The 25,871-nt window shown below is 49.8% G+C and carries 25 protein-coding genes; 13 read left to right on the top strand and 12 right to left on the bottom strand.

Annotated features, from left to right (window positions below; translation table 11 throughout):
* Positions 1–32: 32 nt before the first annotated feature.
* Positions 33–947: an ABC transporter permease gene (locus ACUN27_RS01305; protein ID WP_315954449.1), complete on the top strand. Its 915-nt coding sequence runs from the start codon at positions 33–35 to the stop codon at positions 945–947.
* Positions 947–1,741 (top strand): ABC transporter ATP-binding protein, encoded by a 795-nt coding sequence (locus ACUN27_RS01310; RefSeq protein WP_326062583.1) that lies wholly within the window; start codon positions 947–949, stop codon positions 1,739–1,741. Before ACUN27_RS01305 ends, ACUN27_RS01310 begins: the two co-directional genes overlap by 1 nt.
* A 640-nt stretch (positions 1,742–2,381) precedes the next feature.
* On the opposite strand, the gene ACUN27_RS01315 is transcribed toward ACUN27_RS01310, so the two are convergent.
* Entirely contained in the window at positions 2,382–3,818 is a 1,437-nt protein-coding gene (locus ACUN27_RS01315) for a DHA2 family efflux MFS transporter permease subunit (RefSeq protein ID WP_418936935.1), read from the bottom strand.
* Positions 3,819–3,973: 155 nt separating this feature from the next.
* Between ACUN27_RS01315 and ACUN27_RS01320 the strand changes: the two genes are divergently transcribed.
* Entirely contained in the window at positions 3,974–4,516 is a 543-nt protein-coding gene (locus ACUN27_RS01320; RefSeq protein WP_315954451.1) for a PadR family transcriptional regulator, read from the top strand.
* A gap of 81 nt (positions 4,517–4,597) precedes the next feature.
* Here ACUN27_RS01320 and ACUN27_RS01325 read toward each other — a convergent pair whose 3' ends face one another.
* Positions 4,598–5,101, bottom strand: a complete 504-nt coding sequence (locus ACUN27_RS01325) for a hypothetical protein (RefSeq protein WP_326062581.1) — start codon at positions 5,099–5,101, stop codon at positions 4,598–4,600.
* A gap of 153 nt (positions 5,102–5,254) precedes the next feature.
* Here ACUN27_RS01325 and ACUN27_RS01330 point away from each other — a divergent pair, with 153 nt between their 5' ends.
* Positions 5,255–5,932, top strand: a complete 678-nt coding sequence (locus ACUN27_RS01330; protein WP_326062580.1) for a response regulator transcription factor — start codon at positions 5,255–5,257, stop codon at positions 5,930–5,932.
* Complete coding sequence (locus ACUN27_RS01335) at positions 5,929–7,008, top strand: sensor histidine kinase (RefSeq protein WP_315954454.1); 1,080 nt, start codon at positions 5,929–5,931, stop codon at positions 7,006–7,008. The genes ACUN27_RS01330 and ACUN27_RS01335 overlap by 4 nt, the downstream gene beginning before the upstream one ends.
* A 516-nt stretch (positions 7,009–7,524) precedes the next feature.
* Here ACUN27_RS01335 and ACUN27_RS01340 read toward each other — a convergent pair.
* The 3 genes from ACUN27_RS01340 to ACUN27_RS01350 all read right to left on the bottom strand — a co-directional run bounded on the left by ACUN27_RS01340 (position 7,525) and on the right by ACUN27_RS01350 (position 9,594).
* Positions 7,525–7,917 carry a DUF2500 domain-containing protein gene (locus ACUN27_RS01340; protein ID WP_315954455.1) on the bottom strand — a complete coding sequence of 131 codons (393 nt, stop codon included), beginning with the start codon at positions 7,915–7,917 and terminating at the stop codon, positions 7,525–7,527.
* 43 nt (positions 7,918–7,960) lie between these two features.
* Positions 7,961–8,398, bottom strand: a complete 438-nt coding sequence (locus tag ACUN27_RS01345; protein ID WP_315954456.1) for a GNAT family N-acetyltransferase — start codon at positions 8,396–8,398, stop codon at positions 7,961–7,963.
* A gap of 119 nt (positions 8,399–8,517) precedes the next feature.
* Positions 8,518–9,594, bottom strand: a complete 1,077-nt coding sequence (locus ACUN27_RS01350) for a M42 family metallopeptidase (protein ID WP_326062578.1) — start codon at positions 9,592–9,594, stop codon at positions 8,518–8,520.
* A 154-nt stretch (positions 9,595–9,748) separates the two neighbouring features.
* Between ACUN27_RS01350 and ACUN27_RS01355 the strand changes: the two genes are divergently transcribed.
* Both ACUN27_RS01355 and ACUN27_RS01360 read left to right on the top strand, forming a co-directional pair.
* Positions 9,749–10,474, top strand: a complete 726-nt coding sequence (locus ACUN27_RS01355; RefSeq protein ID WP_326062577.1) for an MBL fold metallo-hydrolase — start codon at positions 9,749–9,751, stop codon at positions 10,472–10,474.
* Between the two features lie 20 nt (positions 10,475–10,494).
* Positions 10,495–11,064 carry a TetR/AcrR family transcriptional regulator gene (locus ACUN27_RS01360; RefSeq protein ID WP_315954459.1) on the top strand — a complete coding sequence of 190 codons (570 nt, stop codon included), beginning with the start codon at positions 10,495–10,497 and terminating at the stop codon, positions 11,062–11,064.
* A gap of 293 nt (positions 11,065–11,357) precedes the next feature.
* On the opposite strand, the gene ACUN27_RS01365 is transcribed toward ACUN27_RS01360, so the two are convergent.
* Positions 11,358–12,089 (bottom strand): DNA-3-methyladenine glycosylase family protein, encoded by a 732-nt coding sequence (locus tag ACUN27_RS01365; protein WP_326062576.1) that lies wholly within the window; start codon positions 12,087–12,089, stop codon positions 11,358–11,360.
* 107 nt (positions 12,090–12,196) lie between these two features.
* Here ACUN27_RS01365 and ACUN27_RS01370 point away from each other — a divergent pair, with 107 nt between their 5' ends.
* From ACUN27_RS01370 to ACUN27_RS01385, 4 genes are all read left to right on the top strand, one after another.
* A complete protein-coding gene (locus ACUN27_RS01370) occupies positions 12,197–14,197 on the top strand; it encodes a translation factor GTPase family protein (protein WP_326062575.1) in 2,001 nt (666 codons plus the stop codon).
* Positions 14,198–14,395: 198 nt separating this feature from the next.
* On the top strand, positions 14,396–14,959 hold the full coding sequence (locus tag ACUN27_RS01375; protein WP_326062602.1) for a glycerol-3-phosphate responsive antiterminator: 564 nt from the start codon (positions 14,396–14,398) through the stop codon (positions 14,957–14,959).
* A gap of 17 nt (positions 14,960–14,976) precedes the next feature.
* The gene (glpK, locus tag ACUN27_RS01380) at positions 14,977–16,476 is read left to right on the top strand and encodes a glycerol kinase GlpK (RefSeq protein WP_445558264.1); all 1,500 of its coding nucleotides are present in this window, start codon (positions 14,977–14,979) and stop codon (positions 16,474–16,476) included.
* 167 nt (positions 16,477–16,643) lie between these two features.
* Positions 16,644–18,329, top strand: a complete 1,686-nt coding sequence (locus tag ACUN27_RS01385; protein WP_445560587.1) for a glycerol-3-phosphate dehydrogenase/oxidase — start codon at positions 16,644–16,646, stop codon at positions 18,327–18,329.
* A 331-nt stretch (positions 18,330–18,660) separates the two neighbouring features.
* Here the strand turns inward: ACUN27_RS01385 and ACUN27_RS01390 are convergent, their stop codons facing one another.
* Positions 18,661–20,361 carry a hypothetical protein gene (locus tag ACUN27_RS01390; protein ID WP_315954464.1) on the bottom strand — a complete coding sequence of 567 codons (1,701 nt, stop codon included), beginning with the start codon at positions 20,359–20,361 and terminating at the stop codon, positions 18,661–18,663.
* A gap of 251 nt (positions 20,362–20,612) precedes the next feature.
* Here ACUN27_RS01390 and ACUN27_RS01395 point away from each other — a divergent pair, with 251 nt between their 5' ends.
* Together ACUN27_RS01395 and ACUN27_RS01400 are read left to right on the top strand one after the other, a co-directional pair.
* Positions 20,613–21,146 carry a GbsR/MarR family transcriptional regulator gene (locus ACUN27_RS01395; RefSeq protein WP_315954465.1) on the top strand — a complete coding sequence of 178 codons (534 nt, stop codon included), beginning with the start codon at positions 20,613–20,615 and terminating at the stop codon, positions 21,144–21,146.
* Between the two features lie 222 nt (positions 21,147–21,368).
* Positions 21,369–21,959 (top strand): TVP38/TMEM64 family protein, encoded by a 591-nt coding sequence (locus tag ACUN27_RS01400; protein ID WP_315954466.1) that lies wholly within the window; start codon positions 21,369–21,371, stop codon positions 21,957–21,959.
* 21 nt (positions 21,960–21,980) lie between these two features.
* On the opposite strand, the gene ACUN27_RS01405 is transcribed toward ACUN27_RS01400, so the two are convergent.
* From ACUN27_RS01405 to ACUN27_RS01425, 5 genes are all read right to left on the bottom strand, one after another.
* On the bottom strand, positions 21,981–22,715 hold the full coding sequence (locus tag ACUN27_RS01405) for a DUF421 domain-containing protein (RefSeq protein WP_326062573.1): 735 nt from the start codon (positions 22,713–22,715) through the stop codon (positions 21,981–21,983).
* A gap of 49 nt (positions 22,716–22,764) precedes the next feature.
* Positions 22,765–23,616 carry an SDR family oxidoreductase gene (locus tag ACUN27_RS01410; protein WP_445558265.1) on the bottom strand — a complete coding sequence of 284 codons (852 nt, stop codon included), beginning with the start codon at positions 23,614–23,616 and terminating at the stop codon, positions 22,765–22,767.
* 67 nt (positions 23,617–23,683) lie between these two features.
* Positions 23,684–24,184 (bottom strand): DinB family protein, encoded by a 501-nt coding sequence (locus tag ACUN27_RS01415; RefSeq protein ID WP_445558266.1) that lies wholly within the window; start codon positions 24,182–24,184, stop codon positions 23,684–23,686.
* Positions 24,185–24,253: 69 nt separating this feature from the next.
* Entirely contained in the window at positions 24,254–25,189 is a 936-nt protein-coding gene (locus ACUN27_RS01420; protein ID WP_326062570.1) for a helix-turn-helix transcriptional regulator, read from the bottom strand.
* 16 nt (positions 25,190–25,205) lie between these two features.
* On the bottom strand, positions 25,206–25,745 hold the full coding sequence (locus tag ACUN27_RS01425) for an NUDIX hydrolase (protein WP_315954471.1): 540 nt from the start codon (positions 25,743–25,745) through the stop codon (positions 25,206–25,208).
* Positions 25,746–25,871: the final 126 nt, after the last annotated feature.

Here is a 25,871-nt window from a genome sequence, read left to right on the forward strand (position 1 = left end):
TTGTTTATTTTAAACTAGGAGGTTGTTTCAACATGATGGATTCCATGAGCGGTGCTGTCGAACTGGGCCTTCTTTATGCCCTGATGGCACTTGGTGTCTACATCACTTTTCGCATTCTCGATTTCCCTGACTTGACCGTGGACGGGAGTTTCACGACGGGTGGCGCGATTGCGGCGATTATGATTTCACACGGATATTCTCCGCTGCTCGCTTGTTTGGCTGCTTTTGCAGGGGGACTAGCTGCCGGGGCTTGTACGGGATTGCTTCATACGAAGGGGAAAATTAACGGGCTTTTGTCCGGTATTTTGATGATGATTGCCTTGTATTCGATTAATATGCGGATTATGGGCAAACCGAACATTTCACTGCTTGGTGCAGATACCATGTTCACGTCCATCTCTCCGATTGCGGTGGGATTCATTGTTGTGATTTTGTTTAAATTGCTGATGGACGGGTTTCTGCATACTGATTTGGGACTGTCTCTGCGTGCAACGGGCGATAATGCCCGCATGATTCGCAGTTTTGGGGCAAATACAGACAATACCACAATTCTTGGTGTCAGCTTATCTAATGGATTAGTAGCGCTTTCCGGTGCCATGATTGCTCAGCAATCCGGATTCGCCGATATTTCCATGGGCATCGGGATGATTGTTATTGGTTTGGCGTCGGTCATTATCGGGGAAGCGATCTTTGGTTCCCAGAGCGTGTTCCGAGCGACACTTGCGGCTGTTCTTGGCTCCATTGTGTACCGTATCGTGGTCGCTTTGGCACTGCGCGTGGAGTGGCTCAATGCTTCTGATTTAAAATTGATTACTGCAATTATCGTTATCATCGCCCTGGTGCTGCCATCCGTGCAGCGGTCTATCCGGCAAAAAGCAACCGCCAAACGGCGCTCCGCTGAGCTCATCGCCCACGCCGTTCAAATGAATAAGGGAGGTGGACGCTGATGCTGAAGCTTTCGAATGTTTCCAAGTTATTTAACCCTGGTTCAGCTGATGAGAAAATCGCGCTGATCGGCATTAATTTAACCCTGAAGCCCGGCGACTTCGTCACGGTCATCGGCAGTAACGGCGCCGGCAAATCGACGCTGATGAACATCATCTCCGGCGTGATGACGCCGGATGCCGGCGAGGTGGCGATCAGCGGTGAGACGATCCACCACCTGCCCGAGTATGAGCGCAGCCGCTGGATCGGCCGCGTCTTTCAAGATCCCATGGCGGGGACCGCTCCTCGAATGACCATCGAGGAGAATCTGGCCATGGCGTATACCCGCGGCAAGAAGCGCGGGCTTAGCTTCGGCACCAACGCGCGGAGACGCGCGTTGTTCCTGGAACAGCTGCAGCGCCTGGGCATCGGCTTGGAGAACCGCCTGCGCGCGAAGGTGGGTCTGCTCTCCGGCGGAGAGCGCCAAGCCCTCAGCTTGCTGATGGCGACCTTCACCCAGCCGCAGATTCTGCTGCTGGATGAGCATACCGCCGCGCTCGACCCTGCGCGGGCGGAGCTGATTACACGATTGACCGAGGAAATCGTGCGCGAAATGAAGCTGACCACGCTGATGGTCACGCATAACATGGAGCAGGCGATTCGTCTAGGCAACCGTCTGATCATGATGGACAAGGGCCGCATCATCCTCGATGTGAGCGAGGAGCGGAAAAAGGACCTCACAGTGGAGCAGCTGCTCGGTGAGTTCGAAAACATCAGCGGCAACAAGCTGTCGGATGACCGCGTGGTGCTGGGTTAATAAGAGAAGCCTTCAGTCTAAGGAGTTTTCCTTGGCTGAAGGCTTTTTTGTATTGGCTGGTGCGAGAAGAGGGAGTTAAGCAAGTAATTGTGAATCCGTGCTGTGCAACCGATGCAGGAATAGCTACTCCAAGTGACAAAGACGCAGCAAATGTGCTTATTTAGAGGGAATGGTGCGAGAAAGGGAAGTTAAACAAGTTAAAATGAATCGGAGCTGATCCATCGATATGAAATCAGTTGATTCATAAGTGCAGGCTGCTCGTTCCTGTTCTAGCGAATGTGCAAATGCGTGCCATCGCTTGATTGCACTTAATACAATCAAATACGCCTAATATTGCTGCTAGAGCATGCTATATTGCAATTAATACAACGATTTGCTTCATACAAGGTGGTTTTGAAGCCCATTTTGGCGAAATCATTGTATTTTATACAATGAAGAGTGGCTGCAGTGCATAAAATCCACCAAATCGTTGCATAAAGTACAACGTAGCCCCACATCCAAGAGCCAACAAAGCCAAAAAGGCTCTCTCAGCACCGGAAGTGATCAAGTACGCAGCTGAGAAGTCCTAAAAAGCCCTCTCACGACAAAAAGTCCCCACCTTACTGTGTGACACACAGCAAAGGTAAGGACTTTTCATTAATTATTTAGCCGCTTTAGGGCTAATCACTGCTGCAATCGCAGCAGGCGATTCTTTCTCGATAGGACGTTTGCCGACGAACAAGCTGAGAGGCAGTGCAACTAACACGATGAACGTAGCCAGTAGATACACATCGTTCACGCTCATTGTGAAAGACTGCATGCCGATAACGGCTTTATCCGTGATCCCGCTGGTTGCGAGGTCTTGGGAATGAATTGCGGTTTGTGACGCTAGAACAGAAGTGAACAGTGCGATAGCGAAAGAACCAAAAACGTTGCGCACCCAGTTGCTCATGGATGTTGCATGACCGGACAGCGTGCGCGGAATTTGCTCCATACCGGCGTTGCTGGCTGGCATCGTCGCAAAAGCGATCCCCACGTTACGTACGATCATCCAAAATAAGATATAACCGCGGGAAACGTCGACACTTAACCAGCTAAGTGTTAATGTGCCTACCGCAGTCAAGGAAATTCCGACAAACAGAAGAATGCGCGGACCCAAAATGCTATATAGTTTACCTACAAGCGGCATACAGAGCGCCATCGCCAGGGAAGCCGGGAGCAGGATTAAGCCAGTATCGAGTGGCGTTACATGCTGAATATTTTGCAGAAAAATAGGTGTCAGGAAAGTTCCCGAGTATAAGCTGATGGTAACAATACTAGAAATGATAAGTGTCAAAGAGTAGCGCGCATTAGCCAAGACACGTACGTTCAGCAAAGGAGAATCGGCTTTCAGCTCCCTCCAGATGAAGAGGCCAAGCATTAAGATACCTCCTGCGAATAATCCGATGACGCGACCTGATGTCCAACCCCAAGCATGACCTTGAGAGAAAGCAACGAGCAAAGAGAGACTTCCAAGGACGACGGTGATTAAACCGATCGCATCGAACCTTTTTGGCACAGAAAGACGGTAGAAGGGAATTAGCTTGATAACGAGAAAAATAGCAATAAGTCCAACAGGTACATTAAGAAGGAATAACCAGTGCCAGCTCCAATTCTGCAGAAGCCAGCCGCTCAAAGTCGGCCCGATGGCAGGAGCCATCATAGCGGATAACGACCATAGGGAAATCGCAATAGGCTGCTTGTCGCGAGGAATGACCTGATACACGATTGTCATCGTCGCCGGCATGATGAGCCCGCTGAAAGCCCCTTGGATAATACGGAAAGCAATGAGGGAAGAAGCATCCCAAGCAATTGCACATAGTAATGAAAAGACAGTAAAGCCCACAAGAGCTAAAGCATACAATCGCTTATAACTGAATCGCTCACCTAAGTAACCGGTAATAGGAGCAATTGTACCACTCGCCAGCATAAATCCGGTGATGGTCCATTGGATTTTACTCAAATCAGCATGGAAATGTTCACTCAAAATCGGTATAGCAATGTTAATTGTGCTCATACTTAAGATCGAAACGAAAGATCCGAAGAAGATGGCAATCATAATCGGCCAGAAACGAACTTGCTGTAAATCATCCTTACTCACTTGATACCTCCACACTCCATTGATCTTACTCGCCGGATTCTCTATAATTTGAATGAAAATCATCATACTACCAAAGATGACATATGTCAATTATGACATAACAAGGAGTTCCTATGAATACCCTTTCCTATGGATTGCTCAGCCTGCTATCTAAAGATTCTCGAACGGGCTATGAGCTTATGCAGCATATTCAGCCGTTTTGGCCAGCAAAGCATAGTCAAATATACCCACTCCTTGCTCAGCTAGAGCAGAAGGGGTATGTTGAATTTGTACACGTTATGCAGTCAGATAAGCCGGATAAAAAAGTATATTCATTAACAGAAGTCGGATTACAAGCACTTCAGGAGTGGATTGGGCTGCCTACAGACCCACCGGTGACTCGTGATGAATTTGCGTTGAAAGTATACTGCATTGGCCTTGTAAACAAAGAAGAAGCCCTGAAAATGCTGCTTGAGCGCGCGAGTTATTATAAAGGGAAGCAAGAGCGGTTTATGGAGACCTTGGAGAAGGTCAAAGGACAAAGTGCGAAGCCGCTTGAGGAATTAGAGTTTCATGACCCTATGTTCGCTAATTATGTTCTCGTAAAAAAAGCTATGCTCAAAGTAGAGGCAGACCTGCACTGGTGCGAGTGGATGAAATCGAAGCTGAAATCATAAATTGACGCTTTGCTGTTAGAACCAGGAAAGCCCGATAACGGGCTTTATTTGTTTCAGATCATAACGTTGATAGGCTGGATCTTAGTGACCAAGCTCTTGAATGACGGTTTGAATCTTCTGAAGGCGGATATATTCCGATTTTTCCAGTTGGGGACGGAAATAGGCGTATAAGTACGCCGCGTCATGGAAGTCCAGGCCGGGGTAGCACACGACCTCTTGGACTACCTGCGGGTTATCCATAATAACCTGCCATTCTCCCGTGCGTTCCGGCGGTGATATGGTCGTCAGGACGTGCTTTTTCGCTGCTAAGGTAGCCCCCAGCTCGGCCCAAATGCGTTCCCACGACGGGCTGAATTGCACCGGCTCCGGAAAGAGGCGGCCAGCTTTTGCGAGTGCCTGCTCCAGGCTAGGGATGTCCGCATCTGCGGCAGCTTTAATAGCCTCGGTTAAGCCGTCCAGCAGGCGGCGAAAGCCGGCATAACCCTCCGCACATACCTCTTGCTGATAAGCAGCTTCGGCTTCAGTGCTTTGAAGCATGGCAAACTCGGTATACGCGTTCGTTATCATACGGTGAGGTCCCCCCAAAACATACTTTCTCCAAAATGTATCACACTTTTTTTTCCAAAAAAAGCCCTTACATAGTAATAGACCTTCATTGGTTTAAATTCAGTTTATAAAAGTGCTTTATGCTAAAATAAGTGAAAATTAGACCTAACATGAAGCGAGGTTGGATATAAAATGGCTCCAATCCTGATCGTAGATGATGATCCTTATATTCGTGAGCTGGTCCGCGTCTTTATGCTGAACGAAGGCTTCGAGGTGGTTGAAGCTTCCGACGGCGCGGAAGCGCTCAAACTGCTGGAAACCGTCCAAGTCGACATGGTCATTATGGATATCATGATGCCGAATATGGACGGATGGGAGCTCTGCAAGGAGCTGCGGGAGCATTATGATATCCCGCTGCTCATGCTCACCGCCAAAGGCGAGACCTCGCAGAAGGTCAAAGGTTTTGAGCTGGGTACCGATGACTATCTCGTTAAGCCCTTCGAGCCTGTCGAGCTTGCGATGAGGGTCAAAGCCCTGCTGAAGCGCTATAAAATTGCTTCGTCCCAAACGGTTCAGGTCGGCGACCTCAGCATGAACAAAAAAACCTACGAGGTAACCGTTGGCTCCGAGAGCTTGACACTGCCGCTCAAAGAATTTGAGCTGCTCTACAAGCTGGCGAGTTACCCGGGAAAAACATTTTCGCGCGACCAACTGATCGAGCAAATCTGGGGTTTCGATTATGAAGGCAACGAGCGAACCATCGATGTGCATATCAATCGGCTGCGCGAACGGTTCCCGGAAGATCGGCACGCTTTTCGCATTGCAACGATTCGGGGCCTAGGCTACCGGATGGAGGTACTGCAGTCATGAACAAGAAAGTGCGGAGAAAGGACCCCAGAAGTCGTGGACAACGTGTACGTGGCACATTGTTCGCTGTAGGCTTTTTTCTGCTTATCATTTTGTACTGGCTCGCTGCTTTTTACGGTACAGAGTGGATTTACACCCATATTGATAAGCGCCCAAGCGAAGTCATCGTTCAGCTTATTAACTGTATCAGCGGCATGTTTCTGTGGGGCGTCACCATGACTTGCTTGGGCAGGTTCTTTCGCAGCGAGCAGATGAAATTTTTTAAAACCATGATTGCGGCGATCCAAAGTATGTCCAGAGGGGACTTCAATGTGTCTGTTGATAATAATCCGCACAATGGCCCCTTTGTAGAGCTGGTTGATTCCATTAACAACATGGCGGTAGAGCTGGGTCAATTGGAGAAAATGAGGCAGGAATTCATCTCTAACGTGTCGCATGAAATTCAATCCCCGCTCACTTCCATCAGCGGCTTCTCACGGGCGCTCCAGAACGAGAGCATCACGCCAGAGGAACGCAGGCATTATTTGGAAATTATTGAAGCCGAAAGCACACGCCTCTCCAAGCTAAGTGATAACTTGCTCAAATTATCGTCGTTAGAGTCACAGCATCACCCTTTTGAACCGAAAAGTTACCGGTTGGATAAGCAGATCCGCAATCATATTCTTGCCTGTGAACCGCAATGGATAGAGAAAAAAATCGAAATGGATATTGATCTGGAACCCGTTACGATATTGGCCGATGAAGATTTATTGAGTCAGGTGTGGACGAATTTAATTCATAATGCGGTCAAATTCACCCCTGTTGGCGGCACAATAGGTGTCCATGTTGAGAGCACCCGAAAAGAAGTTATTATTCGAATCTCCAATAATGGAGCTAATATTTCTGAGGAAGATTTGCCTCATATCTTTGAGCGTTTCTACAAGGCGGATAAATCGAGAAATCGAACCTCCGGGGGCAACGGATTAGGACTCTCGATTGTGAAAAAGATCATTGATATGCATGCAGGTACGATATCCGTAGAAAGTAAACCGGAGAAAAAGACGACGTTTATCGTTCGCTTCTCGTTGCAAGAGTCTTAGAAGGAGCACAAATAGAGACCTCCGCTTATCACTGATAACCGGAGGTCTCTAAGTTTCATACATCGTATTCAATTGTCCCTACACACACTCCAATCAAACCAACTTCCGTTGAAATTACGACGATAGACGATTACGGATCCTTTCCTCGAATAAACGCATGTTCACATTTACCGCTTCTGGATTCCCACATGCCCGTTGAACGTAACTCGTTCCCGCACCTTTTCTTCCGTCGTTTGAAGGAAAAGTGGGCATGTTTCGCTAACCTTGTCCATTGGACTATCCCCTTCCTAAGTTGAGAATATCCTAGCTACTCTTAGGGGTCCTTACCAGCTGTAAGGCTTGTCCTTCAAGTGAGCCTATACCAACTATAGTTCATTATTATAATATTGTAAATATTCAGAATATTTGCTAAAAAGAGATTATCGCCGAGTATTTTCGTGTTTTCTTTGATTTTCTTCGAATTGCTTAGTTTTGTAAAGGATTTGTAAATATATTATTTGCGGATATCGAACACTCTTAAGCTTGAAAAGATAAATGGCGAGAAAATCCTTTGAATCTGGTTCCTTGGTAAGTCAGTGTTCCCTGATCTCCCTCTACAATATAGCCGAACTGATCCCGTCCGACACGCAATTCTAATCTTTGGCGATCCTCAAATTCAAAGGTCGCATAATAGCTCGTATTAGCGCTCGAATCCCCGGACCCTCCGCTAACCTGCATTCTTTTGGCTACAACTCTACAGGTCAGGTTTTCGATGGGGGCTGAGTTATTGGAAGACCACGTGATAAATCCTTTGATAATGGCAAATAAAATAAAGCCGCCAATAAGCACCGCCATAATTGTAAAAATAACCATAAAAAGGTCTACACTGCCCTGATTAGGAAAGGCTCCTGTGTTGAAGCCTGTTGACATAATAATCACTCCTCAAAGTTTCGTAGTCAATTCGCGGACCTTTTTAGAGGAATCTTTTGACGAATCGATATCCGGTTTCATGAAAACCAAGCGGTTGCTGCGCTTTCCGGCTATCCCCATGGTTCTCCGAACCTGTGATCCACCACATCCCGGAGCAAGCGTGCTCTTGGGCCAGCTGCTCTGCATAGCTTTTTAGCTTATCGGCTGCTGCTTGGCTGCTGTCTGTTTCTTCAATTGATATCACGGAGACTTCGCTAAACTTCACAACGGCATCATCCGCTTGACGAATACGAAACCCTAGAGTGCCAAGTATTTGGTTCTCTTCTTCGTACACATAGAGGGATTCATCGGGATTATTACGCATAAAATGTAACCTATTTTCAATGTGCAGAGGGGAAATCATCTTGCCTGTCCGCTTGGAAACAAAATTGCTGATTTCTTTTGTATCTTGGGGGTTTGCTTCTCGAATGATATACGTCATTACGGGCCTTCTTTCTATGATCCTATGATTCTGCTAATTATACCATATATTGGAACATGAGTTCTACATTTGTATAAAAAAACCCGCCGAAAGGCGGGTAGAGCGTCAGAAGCCACGAATTACGCTTGCGCATGGATCGTGTTTAACGTTGTACGGTCGCTCGCTTGCACGAGCTTGATGAGCAGTTCTTTCGCTGCGGCATAGTCATCCACGTGAAGAATCGACGCGGAAGTATGAATATAACGCGCGCAGACACCGATCACGGCAGAAGGAATGCCGGTACCTTGCACGTGCACCAGTCCGGCATCCGTACCGCCGGCCGAAATAAAATATTGATACGGGATCTTGTGCGTCTCCGCCGTATCCAGAATGAACTCGACCATGCCGCGATGCGTGATCATCGTAGGGTCGAAAATGCGCAGCAGCGCTCCGCGCCCCAGCTGCCCAAAAGCATTGCGGTCGCCGGTCATATCCCCGGCGGCACTGGCATCCAGCGCGTAGAACAAGTCCGGCTGGATAAGATTCGCCGCCGTGCGTCCGCCGCGCACGCCAACTTCTTCCTGTACGGTAGCGCCGGCGTACAGGACATTCGGGAGCTTCGGCCCGCCGTAAAGCTCCTTCAGCAGTTCAATCGCCAGGCCTACGCCGTAGCGATTGTCCCAAGCTTTGGCCATAATCCGCTTCGGATTGGCCAGGGGTGTGAACGGGCAGATGGGAACAATCTGCTGCCCGAGCTTGATGCCGATGGCGAGGGCATCGGCTTTATCTTCTGCGCCGATGTCAATGTACATCGTCTTGATGTCTGCGGGCTTGCTGCGTGCTGCCTCGTCCAGCAAGTGCACGGGCACCGAGCCGATCACGCCGATGATCGGCCCTTGCTCGGTCATGATCTGCACGCGCTGGGCGGGAAGCACTTGACTGAACCAGCCGCCGAGGGGCTGGAATTTGATGGTGCCGTGCTCGGTGATGCCGCTAACCAGGAAGCCAACCTCGTCGAAATGACCGGCAACCATGATTTTCGGACCGCCCTCGTCGCCGCGCAGGATGCCGAATAGGCTTCCGAGGCCATCTTGGACGAACTCGTTGGTGTATTTCTCCATTTCACCGCGGACAAACTTGCGGATGTCTCGTTCAAATCCAGGAGCTGCCTGGAGTTCGGTCAATGTACGAAAAAGCTCTAAAGTTTCAGTGTTCATTGGAAATCCTCACTTTTTTACATGATTAGGTAGTGCGATAACTGTTATTTTATCATAACAGAAAAATAAATGAGATTTAGGCCAAAGACAGCTTTACAAAACTAATGACATTAGTTATTATACTTATATAGATAATAAACGGGAGGCGTTCAAAATGAAGGTAACGAAAATAGGTTTTTTGTATCAGGTGTCTTTTATGCCGAGATTTTTTCCGGTAAATTGTTATTTGGTGGAGGAAGAGAATGAATTGACGCTGGTTGATGCGGCTTTGCCATTCAGTGTGAAAGGTATTCTTCAGGCCGCAGAGAGCATCGGGAAACCAATTACACGCATCGTACTTACGCACGCACATGGCGATCATATTGGCGCATTGGATGGTTTGAAAAAAGTCCTGCCGCAGGCGAAGGTGTATATTTCGCGAAGAGATGCCAAGCTGCTGGCGGGCAGCAAGGAACTGGAGGCCGGTGAGCCGAATTTACCGATCAAAGGAGACGTTCCGAAGTCGGTGCAGACGAAGCCGGATGTGTTGTTAAAAGATGGCGACTACGTAGGCTCGCTCCAAGCCATTTCGGCTCCAGGGCATACGCCGGGATCGATGGCCTTCCTGGATGTGCGCAGCCGTGCATTGATTGCCGGTGACGCTTTTCAAGTTCGCGGTGGGGTGGCGGTTTCCGGTTTGATGAAGTTCTGGTTTCCATTCCCGGCGATGGCTACATGGAACAAAGAAGTGTCGCTGGAGAGCGCGCGCAAATTGAGACAACTGTCTCCAAGTCTTCTTGCAGTCGGGCACGGTGTAATGATTGAACAGCCGCTTGCGGTGATCGACCGCGCCATTGCGGAGGCAGCTCAGAAATTTCAGATGACAGCGGCAAACATTTAGATAAAAGGGACGGGACATCTATGGCGCAACGACAAGGACTAGACGCAGAAAACGTGCTGCAAGCAGCAATAGAAATGGCAGATACACAGGGGGTAGAAGGTCTGACATTAGCAGCATTAGCAGCCAAATTAAACGTAAAAACGCCATCGCTTTATAATCATATTAAAGGTTTGCCAGACCTGCGGACGCAGCTTTCCCGGCGTGGACTAATGCTCATCAAAGCCGCCATGGTCGATGCGGTAATTGGAAAAGCGAAAGATGATGCTTTGTTAGCTGTAGGTTTTGCTTACGTGGATTTTGCCCGGAAACATCCGGGTCTGTATGAGGCTATCTCCATCTTGCCTGATTATGAAGATCCGGAGTTGAAGGAGGCTGGCAACGAGGTTGTGTTTTTTTTACTGCGGATTCTTGAACCGTATGGACTCAGTGAGGAGGATGCGCTGCATGTGGTGCGCGGCTTTCGGAGTATGGTGCATGGCTTCGCGTCGCTTGAGCACAGGAATGGTTTCCGCATGGGACTCGAACGCGATGAGAGTTTGAGGCGGCTGCTTAAGACGTATCTAAGGGGACTTCGGACGGCGGAGTCTTGATGGTTTACTGCAGAAAGTGCAACATAGCAAGTGACATAATGAAGCCTGACGGAAAAATTGATCCGTCAGGCTTTGCTGTTAGTTGTGTTCATTGGACCAAATCCAACGAATACAGTGGCATGAAGGCTTGATTTGTGATTCTATTGGATGAAATCCAATGAAGTCAGTTAATCAAGCTTCTATAGCACCGGATATTGCAGTCTCATTGGATTATGTCCAACCAAATGTGCAATTGGGGTTCATTATTGGTGTTTTCATTGGAAGTTGTCCAATGAAGCGGATCTGCTGCTACCTCACGTCTCCTCGGCAATCATCGACGAGTCCAGACAGACTTCCACCGGAAGCCCGGAGTCAACGAAGCCCATATCGACGGCACGCCATAAATAAAGCGAGGCGAAGCTCCGGTACGGGGACCATGCCGGGGCGATTTGCCCCAAGTAGTTGCCATCCTTGCGCTCCTCCAATTGGTGCAGCCAGCGGGCAGCGCGCTGGAGACCGGCATCACCGACGGACATGATATCCTGCCGACCCAAAGCAAAAATCATGAACATTTCTGCTGTCCAAATTCCAATGCCTTTGACACTTGTAAGCTGCTTCAAGAGCTCCTCGTTATCCAGCACATGCAAGGCGTCCAATCGCAGATCTCCGGCTATGACTTTCATGCTAAGATCGCGAATATAGCGGATCTTGGGAAAAGAGACTCCGCACTGCCGAATGGCAGTCTCATCCGTGGCGAGCACAAGCTCCGGAGTGAATTCGGGAACGATCCCTTTCACTCTGGCTTTGATGGTAGCTGCCGCTTTGGTCGATAGCTGCTGGGAGATAATTGACATCGCCAGCGATTCGAAGGGGGAGGCACTTGTTGTCAAAGTCAGCTCGCCAACAAGGCGAATAAGGCAGGCTAAACGATGGTCAGCTTCAGAAAGCGTCAGGATAGCAGGATGTTCCTTATGCAGCAGAATCGTTGTACGCGAAGAGACGGGTGAATCTTGTTCATTAGAGTTAGAGGGATCGATATCCAACATAGCCGCTTACCTCCTCAAAAGTTTAACGGGTAAATGTACGTAGGTGTCCATTCTTCAAGTATAATAGGGAGACAAAGGCTGGTAAATAGAAGGAGCAGAGCACTTCAATGACCGACGAAATGGGCAAGGATCAAGCTATTCCGCGAAGAAATGTGGGCATTTTCGCTCACGTGGACGCGGGCAAAACGACAACAACGGAACATTTGCTTTATCATAGCGGGCGAATTCGCGCCCTAGGCAGTGTAGATAGCGGCACCGCGCAAACAGATTCTATGGACGTGGAACGAGAGCGCGGCATTTCGGTGCGCAGTGCAACAACCACTTTTACATGGAAAGAAACTTCTATTAATCTGGTAGACACTCCTGGACATGTAGACTTCCTATCCGAGGTGGAGCGTTCTCTGCGCGTGATGGATGGCGCGATTTTGATTGTTTCTGCCGTTGAAGGGGTGCAGTCGCAGACTGAGATGATTTGGCATGCGCTGCAATCGCTTAAAATTCCAACCCTGCTCTATGTGAATAAAATGGACCGCGTAGGCGCGGACGCGGACAGAGTGCTGCGCGACATAGAGAAGCAGCTCACGGGCATGGCGGTGCCGATCTATGCACCGCTCGGCGTCGAAGACACGTTCCGCGGCGCGGAGAACGTGCTGATCGAGGGCGCGTCCGGCGCGCCCGGTTTCGACCTCGCAGCAGCGGTCGAAAAGCTCTCCGAGCTCGATGAGCAGCTGCTCACGAGCTACATCGAAGGCGTGCCCATCCCGGCACGCGAAGTAAAAGCAGCCCTGCAGCGCTATGCGCGGCAGGGGCGGGCCTTTCCTTTGCTTGTCGGAGCATCGAGCAAAGGGTTAGGGATCGAGGAGTTGATGGAAGCCATCCTCGATTATTTGCCCGGGCCTAGCGGCAGCGCGGAGCAGCCGCTATCGGCCGTGGTGTTCAAGGTCGAGCGGGACAAGACCATGGGGAGAATGGCGTACGTCCGCCTCTACGAGGGGGCGATCCGCAACCGGGACACCGTGCTCAATGCCACGCGGGGCGTGGAAGAGAAGGTAACCCAGATTCGCAAAATCGACGGCCGCCGCGCCGAAGATATCGGTTATGTCGCGGCCGGCGACATCGCAGCTGTCTGCGGCTTGACGCAGGTGCGGATCGGCGACGTGCTGGGCCGGCCAGATGCGGTACCGCCGGCTCCACGGCTTGCCGTGCCGCTGTTGACCGTGCAGGTGCATGCGGAGAGCGACGCGCAGTATCCTGCGCTCGTCGCAGCGCTGCAGGAGCTTACGGACGAGGATCCTCTGCTTGATCTCCAGTGGCTGCAGGAGGAACGTGAGCTGCATGTGAAGGTGATGGGCGCCATCCAGCTTGAGATTCTGACCAGTCTGCTGGCTTCGCGATTCGGGCTGCAAGCAAGGTTCGATCAGCCTTCCGTGATCTACAAAGAAACGCCTTCTCAGGCAGGTGAAGGCTTCATTGCTTATACAATGCCCAAGCCGTGCTGGGCCATACTGCGCTTCCGCATCGAGCCCGGGGCGCCGGGCAGCGGACTCGTGTATTCGTCGCAGGTACGCGCCGATCAATTGCTGGCGCAGTACCAGAGCGAAGTGGAGCGCCGGGTACCGGAAGCGCTGCAACAAGGGCTATTCGGTTGGGAAGTTACCGATCTCAAGGTAACGCTCGTGGAGGGCGAACATCATGTATGGCATACGCATCCGCTTGATTTTGCTGTTGCGACACCGATGGGTCTCATGCAGGGTTTGGTGCAAACAGGGACTACGCTGCTTGAGCCGATGCTGCAAGTTCGCATTACCGTTCCAGAGGCTTACGGAGGCAAGGTGCTGAGCGATTTGGTGCAAATGCGGGCGAGTTTTGACCCGCCGCAGCTGAGCGGCGATCGGTTTGTCGTAGAAGGCCGACTGCCCGTTGCCACCTCTCTGGACTATCCGGTGAAGCTTAGTGCGATGTCCGGAGGCAGAGGGGTTATCACTTCGTCGTTCGGAGGCTACCAGCCGAGTCCGCCGGATGTGCATGCCGAGCGGAAGCGGCGAGGCGTGAATCCGCTCGATCAATCCAAATACATTTTAGCCGTGCGCAAAGCGTTATCAACATGACTTAGAATGGGCGGCTGTTCTCATTGACAGGTGGGGCAGGTGTCAGTACAATGGGAAGTAAGTTAATAACATGTGACGGAGAACAGGAGACTCACAAAGGATTGCCATTTTCATAGGAATGGGCATATCTTTTGGTGAGTTTTTTTGTTGTCATCCCCCAGGGGCGTGCACAGGAACGAGTGAACGGAGATGATGAGCTTGTCTTTGCAGGAGCAACGGATTTTACCGGCGATTCGCAAAATGAAGGATTTAGAGAAGCTGCTGAAATCCTCTTATACGTATATTGTGCTGCTGGACAGCCATATTGGACAGCTGAAAAGCATCGTTGATCTGGGACGGGCAAACGGCAAGAAGCTGCTGCTGCACGCGGATTTGATTGAAGGGCTCAAAAATGACGAGTATGCGGCTGAATTTCTATGCCAAAGCATTCGTCCTGCCGGGATCATTTCTACACGGGGAACGGTCATCACGAAAACGAAACAGAATGGGCTCATCGCCATTCAGCGCCTTTTTCTTCTGGACAGCAGCGCACTCGAAAAGAGCTATACGCTTCTGGAACGAACGCAGCCAGATTACATCGAGGTCCTTCCTGGCATTATTCCGCACATTATTAAGGAAGTGAAGGAACGTTCGGGTATTCCTATTTTTGCAGGAGGACTCATTCGTTCTGTAGGCGATGTGGAGCAGGCTTTAGGAGCTGGGGCGACAGCCGTCACGACGTCGAACACAGAGCTGTGGCAGCAGTATCATCAACGATCCTAACTTTTGGAGGTAGAACAATGGCAGAAGCCTCTTCCTATATTCTTTCGCTGGATCAGGGAACGACAAGTTCCAGAGCGATTCTATTTAATCAAAAAGGGAGCATCGTGCACACGTCCCAGCAGGAATTTAAGCAGCATTTTCCGAAGCCGGGCTGGGTAGAGCATGATGCGAATGAAATATGGCTATCGATTCAAGGTGTCATAGCGGCGGTTTTGTCGGAAACCGGCATTCAGGCAGCGGAGATTGCAGGCATTGGCATCACGAATCAACGTGAAACGGCGGTTGTCTGGGATCGGCATACGGGAATGCCGGTGTATCATGCCATCGTATGGCAGTCTCGCCAGACAGCAGATATTTGCGAAGCGCTCAAGGCGCAAGGGCTTAACGATATTTTTCGCGAGCGCACAGGGCTTTTAATAGACGCTTACTTCTCAGGCACCAAGATCAAATGGATTTTGGACCACGTGGATGGTGCAAAAGAGAAGGCGGAGCGTGGCGATTTACTGTTTGGCACGATGGACACTTGGCTGATTTGGAAGCTAACCGGCGGCAAGGCGCATGTGACGGACTATTCCAACGCTTCGCGAACGCTGCTCTACAATATCCATGAGCTGAAGTGGGATAAAGAGCTGTTAGGTTATCTGGACATCCCGGCTTCCATGCTGCCAGAGGTGCGTTCTTCTTCGGAAGTGTATGGATATACGCAGGAAAATCTCTTGTTCGGCTCGGCGATCCCGATTGCAGGTGCGGCGGGTGATCAGCAGGCGGCCTTGTTCGGGCAGGCATGTTTTGAAAAAGGGATGGCTAAGAACACCTATGGCACCGGCTGTTTTATGCTGATGAACACAGGCAATCATGCGATTCCTTCGCGCAGCGGGCTTTTGACCACGATTGCTTGGGGGCTGAACGGGAAAGTGGAGTATGCGCTGGAAGGCAGTATTTTCGTAGCGGGATCTGCGATTCAGTGGCTGCGAGACGGGCTGCGGATGATCAAAATGGCGCAGGACACTGAGGTTTATGCCCAACGTGTGGAGTCGACGGACGGTGTGTATGTCGTTCCGGCTTTTGTCGGTCTGGGCACGCCCTATTGGGATAGCGACGTTCGAGGCGCGATATTCGGGTTGACGCGGGGGACATCCAAGGAACATTTTATCCGGGCAACGCTCGAATCCCTTGCTTATCAGACAAAAGATGTGCTGCAGGCGATGGAAGACGATTCCGGCATTCAGCTCACAAAGTTGCGGGTCGATGGTGGCGCCGTGAGAAACAACTTCCTTATGCAATTCCAAAGCGACATGCTAGGCGTCACGGTAGAGCGGCCGGTCATCAGTGAAACGACGGCGCTTGGCGCAGCATTTTTGGCTGGGCTGGCTGTAGGTTTTTGGCAAGATCAAGCTGAAATTGCGGCGCAATGGCAGGTGGATGAGGCATTCAAGCCCGTGATGGAAGCGGAACGTCAAGAACAATTGTACAGTGGTTGGAAAAAAGCAGTTGGAGCCGCGATGGCTTTTAAATAATTTGGTTCATGCTATGATATACTTATAACAAGTTAATAATTTGGTTGGAGACTAGGGAGAAGCCACAGCGGCCTGCACGTGATAGCGTGTTAGGTTTGTTGCGGCTTTTTATTTTTCATATACGAAGGGAGATTATTGAGATGACTGTAATGACAGAGATGCGAGAAGTGACAGATAGCTTTAGCGGGGTAAAAAGACAAGAAATGCTGCAAACCATGTCGGAGAAGACATTTGATTTAATCGTAATCGGAGGAGGAATTACGGGCGCAGGCATCGCGCTTGATGCCCAGAGCAGGGGGCTGCGCACAGCGCTGATTGATATGCAGGATTTTGCTGCGGGAACGTCGAGCCGGTCGACGAAGCTTGTGCACGGAGGGCTGCGGTATCTGAAACAGCTGGATGTGAAGGTTGTCGCTGAAGTGGGCAAAGAGCGCGCGATTGTGTACGAAAATGGTCCGCATGTTACGACGCCGGAGTGGATGCTGCTGCCTTTTTACAAAGGGGGCACGTTTGGCAAGCTGTCTACTTCTCTTGGTTTAAGGGTCTACGATTTCTTAGCGGGAGTGAAACGAGCGGAGCGCCGTAAAATGTTTCGTCCACAGGAAACGCTAGGGCATGAACCGTTATTGAAAAAGAAAGATCTGAGAGGCGGCGGCTATTATGTGGAATATCGCACGGATGATGCGCGTCTGACGATTGAAGTTATGAAGAAGGCTGTGGAGCTTGGCGCACAAGCCGTGAATTACGCCAAAGTCGAAGAGCTGTTGGTGAAAAACGGGAAAGTGGTTGGCGTTCGGGTGACGGATCAGCTGGGTGGTGACGGCGGGAACTCGTCCTACTCGCTATACGCGAGCAAGATTGTGAATGCAGCTGGACCTTGGGTGGATACGCTGCGCGAAATGGATCATTCCAAGAAAGGCAAGACGCTGCATTTGACCAAAGGGGTACATTTGGTGTTTGATCAGAGCAAATTCCCGCTGCGCCAGGCCATTTATTTTGATACACCGGATGGGCGCATGGTGTTTGCCATTCCGCGTGACGGCAAAACCTACGTCGGGACGACGGATACGAACTATAAAGGGGATATCGTGAATCCCCGAATCACCGTGGCAGACCGCGCCTATGTGCTGCACGCCGCGAACGAGATGTTCCCGACCCTCGGCTTGACGGAAGCGGACGTGGAGTCTAGCTGGACCGGGCTGCGCCCGCTGATCCATCAGGAGGGCAAAGATCCTTCGGAGATTTCGCGCCGCGATGAAATCTTCGTGTCGGACTCCGGCCTGATTTCGATGGCCGGGGGCAAACTGACCGGCTACCGCAAAATGGCGGAGACGGTCGTGGACAAGATCGCCGCCATGCTGGTGGCGGAGGGCCTGTTTTCGGCGACGGCGTTGTCGCCGAGCCGTACTCGCACGCTGCCGATTTCCGGCGGCGAGGTCGGCGGCTCCGCGAAGCTGGAGTCGTTCTTGCAGAGCAAGATCAGCCAGGGCCAGCGGCTCGGGCTGACTAGTGCTGAGGCTGCGCTGCTGGCGCGGCGGTACGGCTCCAATGTGGATGCCGTGTTTGCCTTGGTGGCGCAGTACTGGAATGAGGCGGAGTGCCGGAAGATGCCCGCCGCTGTACTCGCTTCGCTCGTGTACGCGATCGAGTGCGAGATGGCCGTGAAACCGGCGGATTTCTTCATCCGCCGCACGGGGGCCCTCTTCTTCGATATCGCGTGGGCACGGCAGTGGAAGGCGCCAGCCATCGCCTTCATGGCGGAGCGCTTCGGCTGGGATGAAGCGCAGCAGGCGGCTTACACCGCCGAGTTGGAGCGGTTGCTCCATGAGGCGGTGAACCCGCTCGAGGCGTGAGCTCGAGCGGGGGGTTCAGCGGCTCGTACATGTAGCATGTAAGCTGGCTAATGTTGCCTCCGCTATAATAGAAGGAAAAACTACCGCTAATCGGAGCTGCGTTGGTCTGGGCTAAGCAATAGGGGGAGAAGCTCCAGCTAATTCATCGGATAATGGACGAAAATTGCTAGATTTCGTGGAATTAACTGCAGGAATTCCATTAAAGTTGTTTAAAGTGGACTAGATGCGGTGAATAACAGGGGAAATCGGCGTTAAGGAAAAGCAAAAAGAGCTGTCTCATAAGGTCGGGATTGACCTATGAGACAGCTCTTTTTCAATTAAAGATTAACGATTAGGCTTTGCTTGGTGTGTAACCGGGTGTATTGATAATTTCTGAGAGCTTCAAAACTCCTTCGGAGTAGTACTTATCTGCATCTGCTTGTGTTGCACGGTGCATGGAAACTTGGAAATCAAGGTCTTGTCTAAGGACTTTCAGAACCTTTTCTTTCAATTCGCCTGGATCTAGGTTAGCCGCAGAAGCCGCAAGGGTTTTACCTTGGCGAAGATCCTCAAGCACGTCTTTCTCTTCTCTTTTACCGAAAACAGCGGTGTCGTTGATTACGCGATCGATACGAGTTTGAATGACCTTTTCCAGATCGACCTGAGCTGTAACGGATTCAGGTGTGTAACCAGGTGTGTTGATAATATCCGTAAGCTTCGCAGCTCCTTCGGAGTAATATTTATTAGCATCTTCTTGTGTAGCACGGTTCAAAGATACTTGGAAATCAAGATCCTGTCTCAGAAGGTTCAAAACTTTTTCTTTAAATTCGCCTGGATCCAATCTTGCTGCGGAGGCAACTAGCGATTTACCTTGACGAAGGTCCTCGCGAACATCGCGCTCTTCTTTTTTACCGAAGACAGCTGCATCATTGATCACGCGATCGATACGAGCTTGAATGACCTTTTGCAGATCCGCTTGAACCGCGGTAGTCTCAGGAGTGTAACCAGGTGTATTAATGATATCCGCAATTTTAGAAACAGCTTCTGCATAAGACTTGTTAGCATCTTCTTGAGTAGCTTGCCCCATAGCGACTACGAAATCAAGATCTTGGCGAATGACATTCGAAATTTTTTCTTTGAGTTCGCCTGGATCTAAATTAGCTGCTGAAGCGACAAGTGTTTTGCCTTGGAGCAAATCCTCGCGAACGTCTTTCTCATCTTTTCTAGCGAAGAAAGCTGTGTCGGTAATAACATGGTTAATGCGACTAGCAACAAGTTTACTTAAATCTTTAGCTGCCCATTTCACGCTATCCGGATTGTAGCCGGATGTATTAATGATTTCGGATAGTTTACCTGCGCCTAGGGCGTAGAAACGATCGGCATCAGCTTGAGACGCTCCGTACATAGAGACCTGGAATTGCAGATCTTGTTTAAGCAAGCCCAGCAAATCATCTTTTAACTCGCCTGGATCCAAAGATGTTGCTGATTGAACGAGTGTATTCCCTTGGCGAAGAGCTTCGGAAATGTCATTTTGATCTTTTCTTGCAAAGCTGGCTGTATCACGCACGACGCTGTCCAATCGATTCATAACAAGATGAGCCAGAATTGCGTTGGTGTCAGCAGTAGGGAGCTTATCGCCTTTTGTTTCCAGGATGGCACCCAGTTGTTCAGCTACTGCGGCTTCACTAGCTAACAATTCGTCAGCTGAAATGATGCCGTAGCTGCTTGCCTTATGTAAATCAAAGTTAATGATGGGTGTCAAATCAGAAAGCAGATCAGTGCTGCTAATACCGGTAGCTTCAGGCAGCGTGTCTCCAACAGCAAGAGCGTCTCTAATATCGTCTTCGTCTTTGCCGGTGGCTTGAGCGGCATCCTTAGCAAGGATGGAAAGGTGATAGCTGATGAGTTGGTTTGCAAAAGAATCAGCTTGCAAAGTTGATTTTGCTGGAACCGCTTCGTCAGCGAATGCTTTACCTGCAGTAAGAGCAGAGCCTGAAAGCAGAATTGCGGCAGCAAGTGTACCTGTTGATAAAATTTTGAATGGTTTCTTCACTCGAAACATCTCCCTCGTATATCTATAAAATGTCACTAACTGCATTGCGTTAGTATTTATCGTTAACAACGTTGTTAATGATCATAATATAAATCCGCTGACGGGTATTGTCAATTCCGGATTGTGAAATGTTACACAATGTTCACAATATCGATTTTTGTCAATATTTCGACATTAAAGTTGACTGGCTGTTTTTTTTTGACTACAATTATCCTTGATATCTTAATTTTTCACAGAGGAGGAGAGTAGGGATGGATCAACATGAACAGACTTTCTCTGAGTGGAAGCAAACAATTAGCGATTTTATGTCATTGAATTACGAAAAAAAAGGCTTTAGTCCGCTTGTTGGGAAAATATTCGCACAGCTTATGTTCGCTACTTGTCCTCTTAGTTTACAGGATATTGTGGAACAGCTTGGCGTTACCAAAGCTGCTGTAAGCATTCAAATACGCAATATGGAAAGAATGGGCATGTGCAAGAAGATGCCTTCGACCAATGATCGAAGAGATTATTACTATGTTTCTGAAAGCTATAGTCTGAATCACGTTCGCAAAATCGTTCAGGATTTGGAATTATTTCATAAATGGGCGGAGAAAACCGTACAAGAAATCCCCAATATCGAAACTTGCAGTTCAGAGCAGAAGGAATCGCTGGAGCATTTTTCCCAAAGATTTTCGTTACTGGCTGCGATGTACGATATGCTGCATCCTATGATCAAGGAAGTAGAGGAGAAGTGGGAGCAGTGTGTGGTTGATCGCAAGAAAGCCAAAGAAAAGAACACGTAGAGTCTATCGTAACCGTTTACACGGCTCGATGGGCTTTTTTTTCGAATATCCTGAGTTGAAAGGGGCTATCCAACAGGTCATTGCCGACATGTTGAGTCAGCCCCGTTTTCGTTGTCTGGGATAGTCCCCAAAACGTGCTCCAATCTCGTAAAATATGCTATCATGCCTATAGACGGCGGCGCTTCCGCCATTCATTATTGCAAGCAAAGTAGGTGTTTCCCAATGGGATTATCAGAGCTTCTGTCTTATATGACGGAAGAGAACTTGGCCATGCTGGTCGATAAATACCGGTCGCTGGGCCCGTTGCCGGGTCTTCTTCTACCTTTTATGAAATCGTTCATCCCTCCTCTGCCGACACTTGTCATTATTAGCGTGAATGCGGCTGTATACGGGCTATGGCTCGGCTTTTTGTACTCATGGATCGGGATCGTAGGCGGATGTTTGGTGACGTTCGCGATTGTGAAAAAAGTGGCTGGACATCCGTATTTAGTGCGGTGGTCGCAGAAACCTAAGGTGCAGAAAAGTCTCATTTGGGCACGCCGGCAGGCTTTTAATTATGTGTTTCTGCTGAGTCTCTTTCCCGTGGGACCGTTCGTCGTCATCAATATGGCGGCAGGGTTAGTCGGGATGAGATTCCGTTCCTTTCTGGTTGCTGTGCTTGCCGGCAAAGCGGTTATGGTGATGTCGGTTTCCTTTATCGGCTATGATATTCATCGGTTTATCGAGAATCCGTCCCGACTTATTTACGTCGTTCTATTCATAGGGGCTTCGATGGTGATTAGTAAAAGAATCGAAAAACGTTTTAGTCATTAATTAAAAATGAACGAACGCTTCTCAGGAAGGCGTTCGTTCATTTATTTCGGTCGTATCGGCCTCTGTATATACGCGTATTTGAGCTTGATCATCCATGGTGGCCAGCACGACATCCTCCCAATCAACCTGATTAGCATGAATCTGGGCTTCAAGCCATTTTCTGTTCTTTCCTTGCTGAGTTAGCTGTTTCTCATTCATCGTACCTTCAACAATAATCGGCTTAACTAATGAGAAAGAGGAGGTGGGAATGTGCATGTCTTTGGGTGTAACTGGTTGGTGCTGCGCCTCAAGGAATACGGAAATCGTTCCCCCTGGCTCCCATAAAGCAAGAGCTACCTTATCAATATCCTCAATCTGCTGCTTCCGCAGTTCAGAAAAGAGATGGTCTACCGAAATGCGCGCTTTGCGTAAGTTTTTCATGACCATATTCCCGTGCTTGATCAGCGTCAAAGGCGCCGGATCCAGAAAATGCTTAAGCACGTTCCACTTCAGGCTTAACCAGGATGTAAAGATGTACAAGACTACAAGTACGGTGGTGGAAATCATAGAGCCGGTCAACGATAAACGCTCATCCGAGAGAGGGTGGGCAATAATGTTTCCCAAAATTAATGCAATGATGAAATCCAGGAATCTAAGCTGAGAAATGGAGCGCTGTCCGAGCAATTTAGCGGCAATGAGCAGGAAAAAGTAGCCCACAACAGCTCTCATCATCCATTCAAGCGCAGTTAAGGATTCCTGGCTATGAAAGAAGTCCAATCGAAGTCACACTCCGTGTATCAGGATCGTAAACCTGATTATTCTCCCCTTATTTTTCAGGCCTTAATCCGACTTCCCGCTCGCTCCATGCCCAGAACTGTTCGGCGAATTTATCATCTAGGGCCTTCTCGGAGACAGGCGCAATCTTCTTCTTATAAAAATATTCGCCGCTAACGGAGCGCACATCCGGACTGGACGCCAAAAAAATGGCTGTCTCCGCGCCTTGTGCCGGCGTTAGGAAAAAGGGCCGCAGCAAGCGGTGAACGGCCTTGCCGAATCCGGTGTCCCGATCGACACCGATATTCGTGCCGACCGCGCCGGGATGCAGCGCGTTCACCGTCACTGCTGTGCCCGCAAGACGCTTGGCTTGCTCGCGTGTAAACCAAATATTCGCAATCTTGGATTGCGAATAGCCTCTCCAGACACTGAACCCTTGGGTCAGGTGAGGGTTGTTGAAGTCGAAGTGCCCGATCTTGTGGGCGCCTGAGGAGACATTGACGATCCGCCCCTGCGGGGCGCGAATCAGGGCTTCGAGCAGCAGCTGGGTCAGCAGGAAGTGGCCCAGATGGTTTACGCCAAGCATCGCTTCGAAACCGTCGGACGTTGTTTGCCGTTTCACGGTGACGACGCCTGCGTTGTTTACAACCACGTCCAGCACTTTATGTTTGGCGAGGAAGGCGTCAGCGAACGCGCGAACGCTGGCGAGAGAGCCTAGATCGCAAAGCATAAGCTCGATGCGGTCTGAACCGCTCTGACGGCGTGCTTCGGCAAGCGCCAGCTCGCCTCTTGGCTGACTGCGGCACAGCATGATCACGTAAGCGCCCTGACGGGCGAGTTCCACGGTTGTCGAGAGTCCCATTCCAGAATTAGCGCCGGTAACGATGACGGTTTGATTGTGCAAGCGAGACCACTCCTTGGGCTTTTCTTCCATTATAGCCCATGAAGGGTTGCAAGGCTCGAGTTGTCAATTAGACTAGCGGCTGCTTGCCTCTTTCTATCCAATCTTCGCGAGTGGGTCCGTAAATATCCGGAACGCGTAGACCGGCTTGTCGCATCAAAACGATCATTTCACCACGGTGGTGGATTTCGTGTGAGATCAGCATACGCAGCGTTGTCGCATTCAGCCACATTTGGCCGTACATGTCGGTGGATTCCGTAAGCTTGGCATCCGTCCATTGGGACTGGATGGCACTTGTCAGTGCCGCTGATGTAGCGCGGTAAGCATCGGCTATGGTTTTGGCTGAGGCAGGCGCATGCTCATCACCTTCCGGTGCTTCAAAAGCGAGACCTACGCGAGATAACATTTCATGGATGGTTGTAGCGATATGCCAGGCTAGCTGTCCGAGTGTGCGGAAGTCCGGTGAGATTTGTTGCTTCAGGGATGCATCTGTAAGTGTGTCGAGTACACGTTGTGTCGCTGTGGATTCTTCGTTCCATTCGTTCACGAAATCTTGAATTGATTTAAACATGAGGAAAGCCTCCTTAGATTGGATATACCCTAAGTATAGACAACCATGACTGACAGCATAATGTCAGTGTTAGGAATAGAGCTGAACAATTTTTTCAGCTTTTTCTTTAATGGCGGCCGCCAGATGGGCGGGTTCGAGAACTCGCACACTAGGCCCATAACCGAGCAGCAGGCTGTGCAGCCAGGGCTCGTCCGGCTGTTTGGCGGTAATGATCATGGAGCCGTCCGTCTGATAAGCGATCTGCTTCGGCTGGAAATAATCCTCAATCTGCGCCTGAATGCTTTGCTGCGCATGCAAAACCAGATTAATTAATGTGGATGGATCTCCTTTGCCCCAGCCATATTGAAACGGTTCTTTCACCTCAGCCCGGCGTTCAAACGTCTCCGAGAGCACTTCAATTTCCTTCATGCGGTTTAGCCGGAAAATCCGAAAATCCTGACGCAGCAGGCAGTAGCCGTACAAGTACCAGCCGAAACCTTTGGCGACGATGCTCATAGGCTCCGCTGTGCGAATGGACTGTTCGCTTTGTGAAGAAATATATTGAAAGGAGATTTGCCTCGATTCCTTAATGGCGGATCGCAGCATGTTCAGCTTCTCTTTATCCTCGCTGCCTCGTCGCCATGGATTCATATCAATGATGAGTTGGTCGTCCAATCTGGCGGCCGTGTTTTGTTCCGACTTCGCTACGAGTGCGCCGACTTTATCAAGCAGGTTGCCGATTTCCTGGTCGCCGACTGTGGAACGGATTCCTTTTAACCCGACGATAATGGATTGCAGCTCTTCCAGGGAGAGAAATTGGCGCTCCAATCGGTACTGGTCCATAATTTCATACCCACCGCTCAACCCGGCAAATGACACGATAGGGATACCCGCTTGGTTAATGGCTTCGACGTCCCGGTATACAGTTCGCAGAGACACTTCGAAACGCTCCGAAAGCTCCTTCGCACTTATTCTTCGGCGGTTCAACAGCAGCATGGTGATCGCTAGTAAACGGTCGATTTTCAAAAAAACACCTCACGGATTAAAAATACGTTCCTTTCGCCCCGTCTTGTCCGGTTAAAAGGTTAACGGCATGTTCCAAAATGATTCTATCGCGTAAAAGCATGAATTTGGCCGAATAACGCTGACATTTGTGCAGGGAGGTAGCCATTACGTCCAATGCTTCATCGAGTGTCATCCAGGCGACGGACATCCCCAGTCTCAACTCATTCTCTGTTAGGGAAGGGGCGCTGGAAGGGTGGTGCGCTTTGGCAATGTAACAGTAGGAAAGCTGCATAAAATGATTACGGTTCTTATGCTCCTCGATAATGCCTAATTCATGCGTAATTTCCGCCTCATAGCCGGTCTCTTCCTTGATTTCTCGCAAAAAAGCAGCCTTCGGTAGCTCATTGTCCTCAATCCCGCCGCCAGGCAGCTTGTACAGATCTGATTCCGATAAATACATCATCGCAATGTTCATCAAGCCGTCAATGAGAATGCCCCGGGATGAATAGCGGGAAACGCGGTCTATAAATACAGGATCGCCGCCCAACATATCGCTGTCTGTTATTCGTTTGATCATTTGCACGAGGATCACCTGCCTTATTTGAAGAGCGGAAAATACCCGCTGGAATGCATTCCAAAAATACCCACACCAAGAGTATAGTATAACTTAGGTAGTCATGTCTCGAAACTTACAGGAGGCGAT

This window comes from Paenibacillus sp. WC2504 (assembly GCF_052682475.1).

Excerpts from the sequence above, each read along its gene's own strand:
- ACUN27_RS01305 (WP_315954449.1), top strand. The coding sequence starts at position 33 with ATGATGGATTCCATGAGCGGTGCTGTCGAACTGGGCCTTCTTTATGCC.
- ACUN27_RS01310 (WP_326062583.1), top strand. The coding sequence starts at position 947 with ATGCTGAAGCTTTCGAATGTTTCCAAGTTATTTAACCCTGGTTCAGCT.
- ACUN27_RS01315 (WP_418936935.1), bottom strand. The coding sequence starts at position 3,818 with ATGATTGCCATCTTCTTCGGATCTTTCGTTTCGATCTTAAGTATGAGC.
- ACUN27_RS01320 (WP_315954451.1), top strand. The coding sequence starts at position 3,974 with ATGAATACCCTTTCCTATGGATTGCTCAGCCTGCTATCTAAAGATTCT.
- ACUN27_RS01330 (WP_326062580.1), top strand. The coding sequence starts at position 5,255 with ATGGCTCCAATCCTGATCGTAGATGATGATCCTTATATTCGTGAGCTG.
- ACUN27_RS01335 (WP_315954454.1), top strand. The coding sequence starts at position 5,929 with ATGAACAAGAAAGTGCGGAGAAAGGACCCCAGAAGTCGTGGACAACGT.
- ACUN27_RS01340 (WP_315954455.1), bottom strand. The coding sequence starts at position 7,917 with ATGTCAACAGGCTTCAACACAGGAGCCTTTCCTAATCAGGGCAGTGTA.
- ACUN27_RS01345 (WP_315954456.1), bottom strand. The coding sequence starts at position 8,398 with ATGACGTATATCATTCGAGAAGCAAACCCCCAAGATACAAAAGAAATC.
- ACUN27_RS01350 (WP_326062578.1), bottom strand. The coding sequence starts at position 9,594 with ATGAACACTGAAACTTTAGAGCTTTTTCGTACATTGACCGAACTCCAG.
- ACUN27_RS01355 (WP_326062577.1), top strand. The coding sequence starts at position 9,749 with ATGAAGGTAACGAAAATAGGTTTTTTGTATCAGGTGTCTTTTATGCCG.
- ACUN27_RS01360 (WP_315954459.1), top strand. The coding sequence starts at position 10,495 with ATGGCGCAACGACAAGGACTAGACGCAGAAAACGTGCTGCAAGCAGCA.
- ACUN27_RS01365 (WP_326062576.1), bottom strand. The coding sequence starts at position 12,089 with ATGTTGGATATCGATCCCTCTAACTCTAATGAACAAGATTCACCCGTC.
- ACUN27_RS01370 (WP_326062575.1), top strand. The coding sequence starts at position 12,197 with ATGACCGACGAAATGGGCAAGGATCAAGCTATTCCGCGAAGAAATGTG.
- glpK (WP_445558264.1), top strand. The coding sequence starts at position 14,977 with ATGGCAGAAGCCTCTTCCTATATTCTTTCGCTGGATCAGGGAACGACA.
- ACUN27_RS01395 (WP_315954465.1), top strand. The coding sequence starts at position 20,613 with ATGGATCAACATGAACAGACTTTCTCTGAGTGGAAGCAAACAATTAGC.
- ACUN27_RS01400 (WP_315954466.1), top strand. The coding sequence starts at position 21,369 with ATGGGATTATCAGAGCTTCTGTCTTATATGACGGAAGAGAACTTGGCC.
- ACUN27_RS01415 (WP_445558266.1), bottom strand. The coding sequence starts at position 24,184 with ATGTTTAAATCAATTCAAGATTTCGTGAACGAATGGAACGAAGAATCC.
- ACUN27_RS01425 (WP_315954471.1), bottom strand. The coding sequence starts at position 25,745 with ATGATCAAACGAATAACAGACAGCGATATGTTGGGCGGCGATCCTGTA.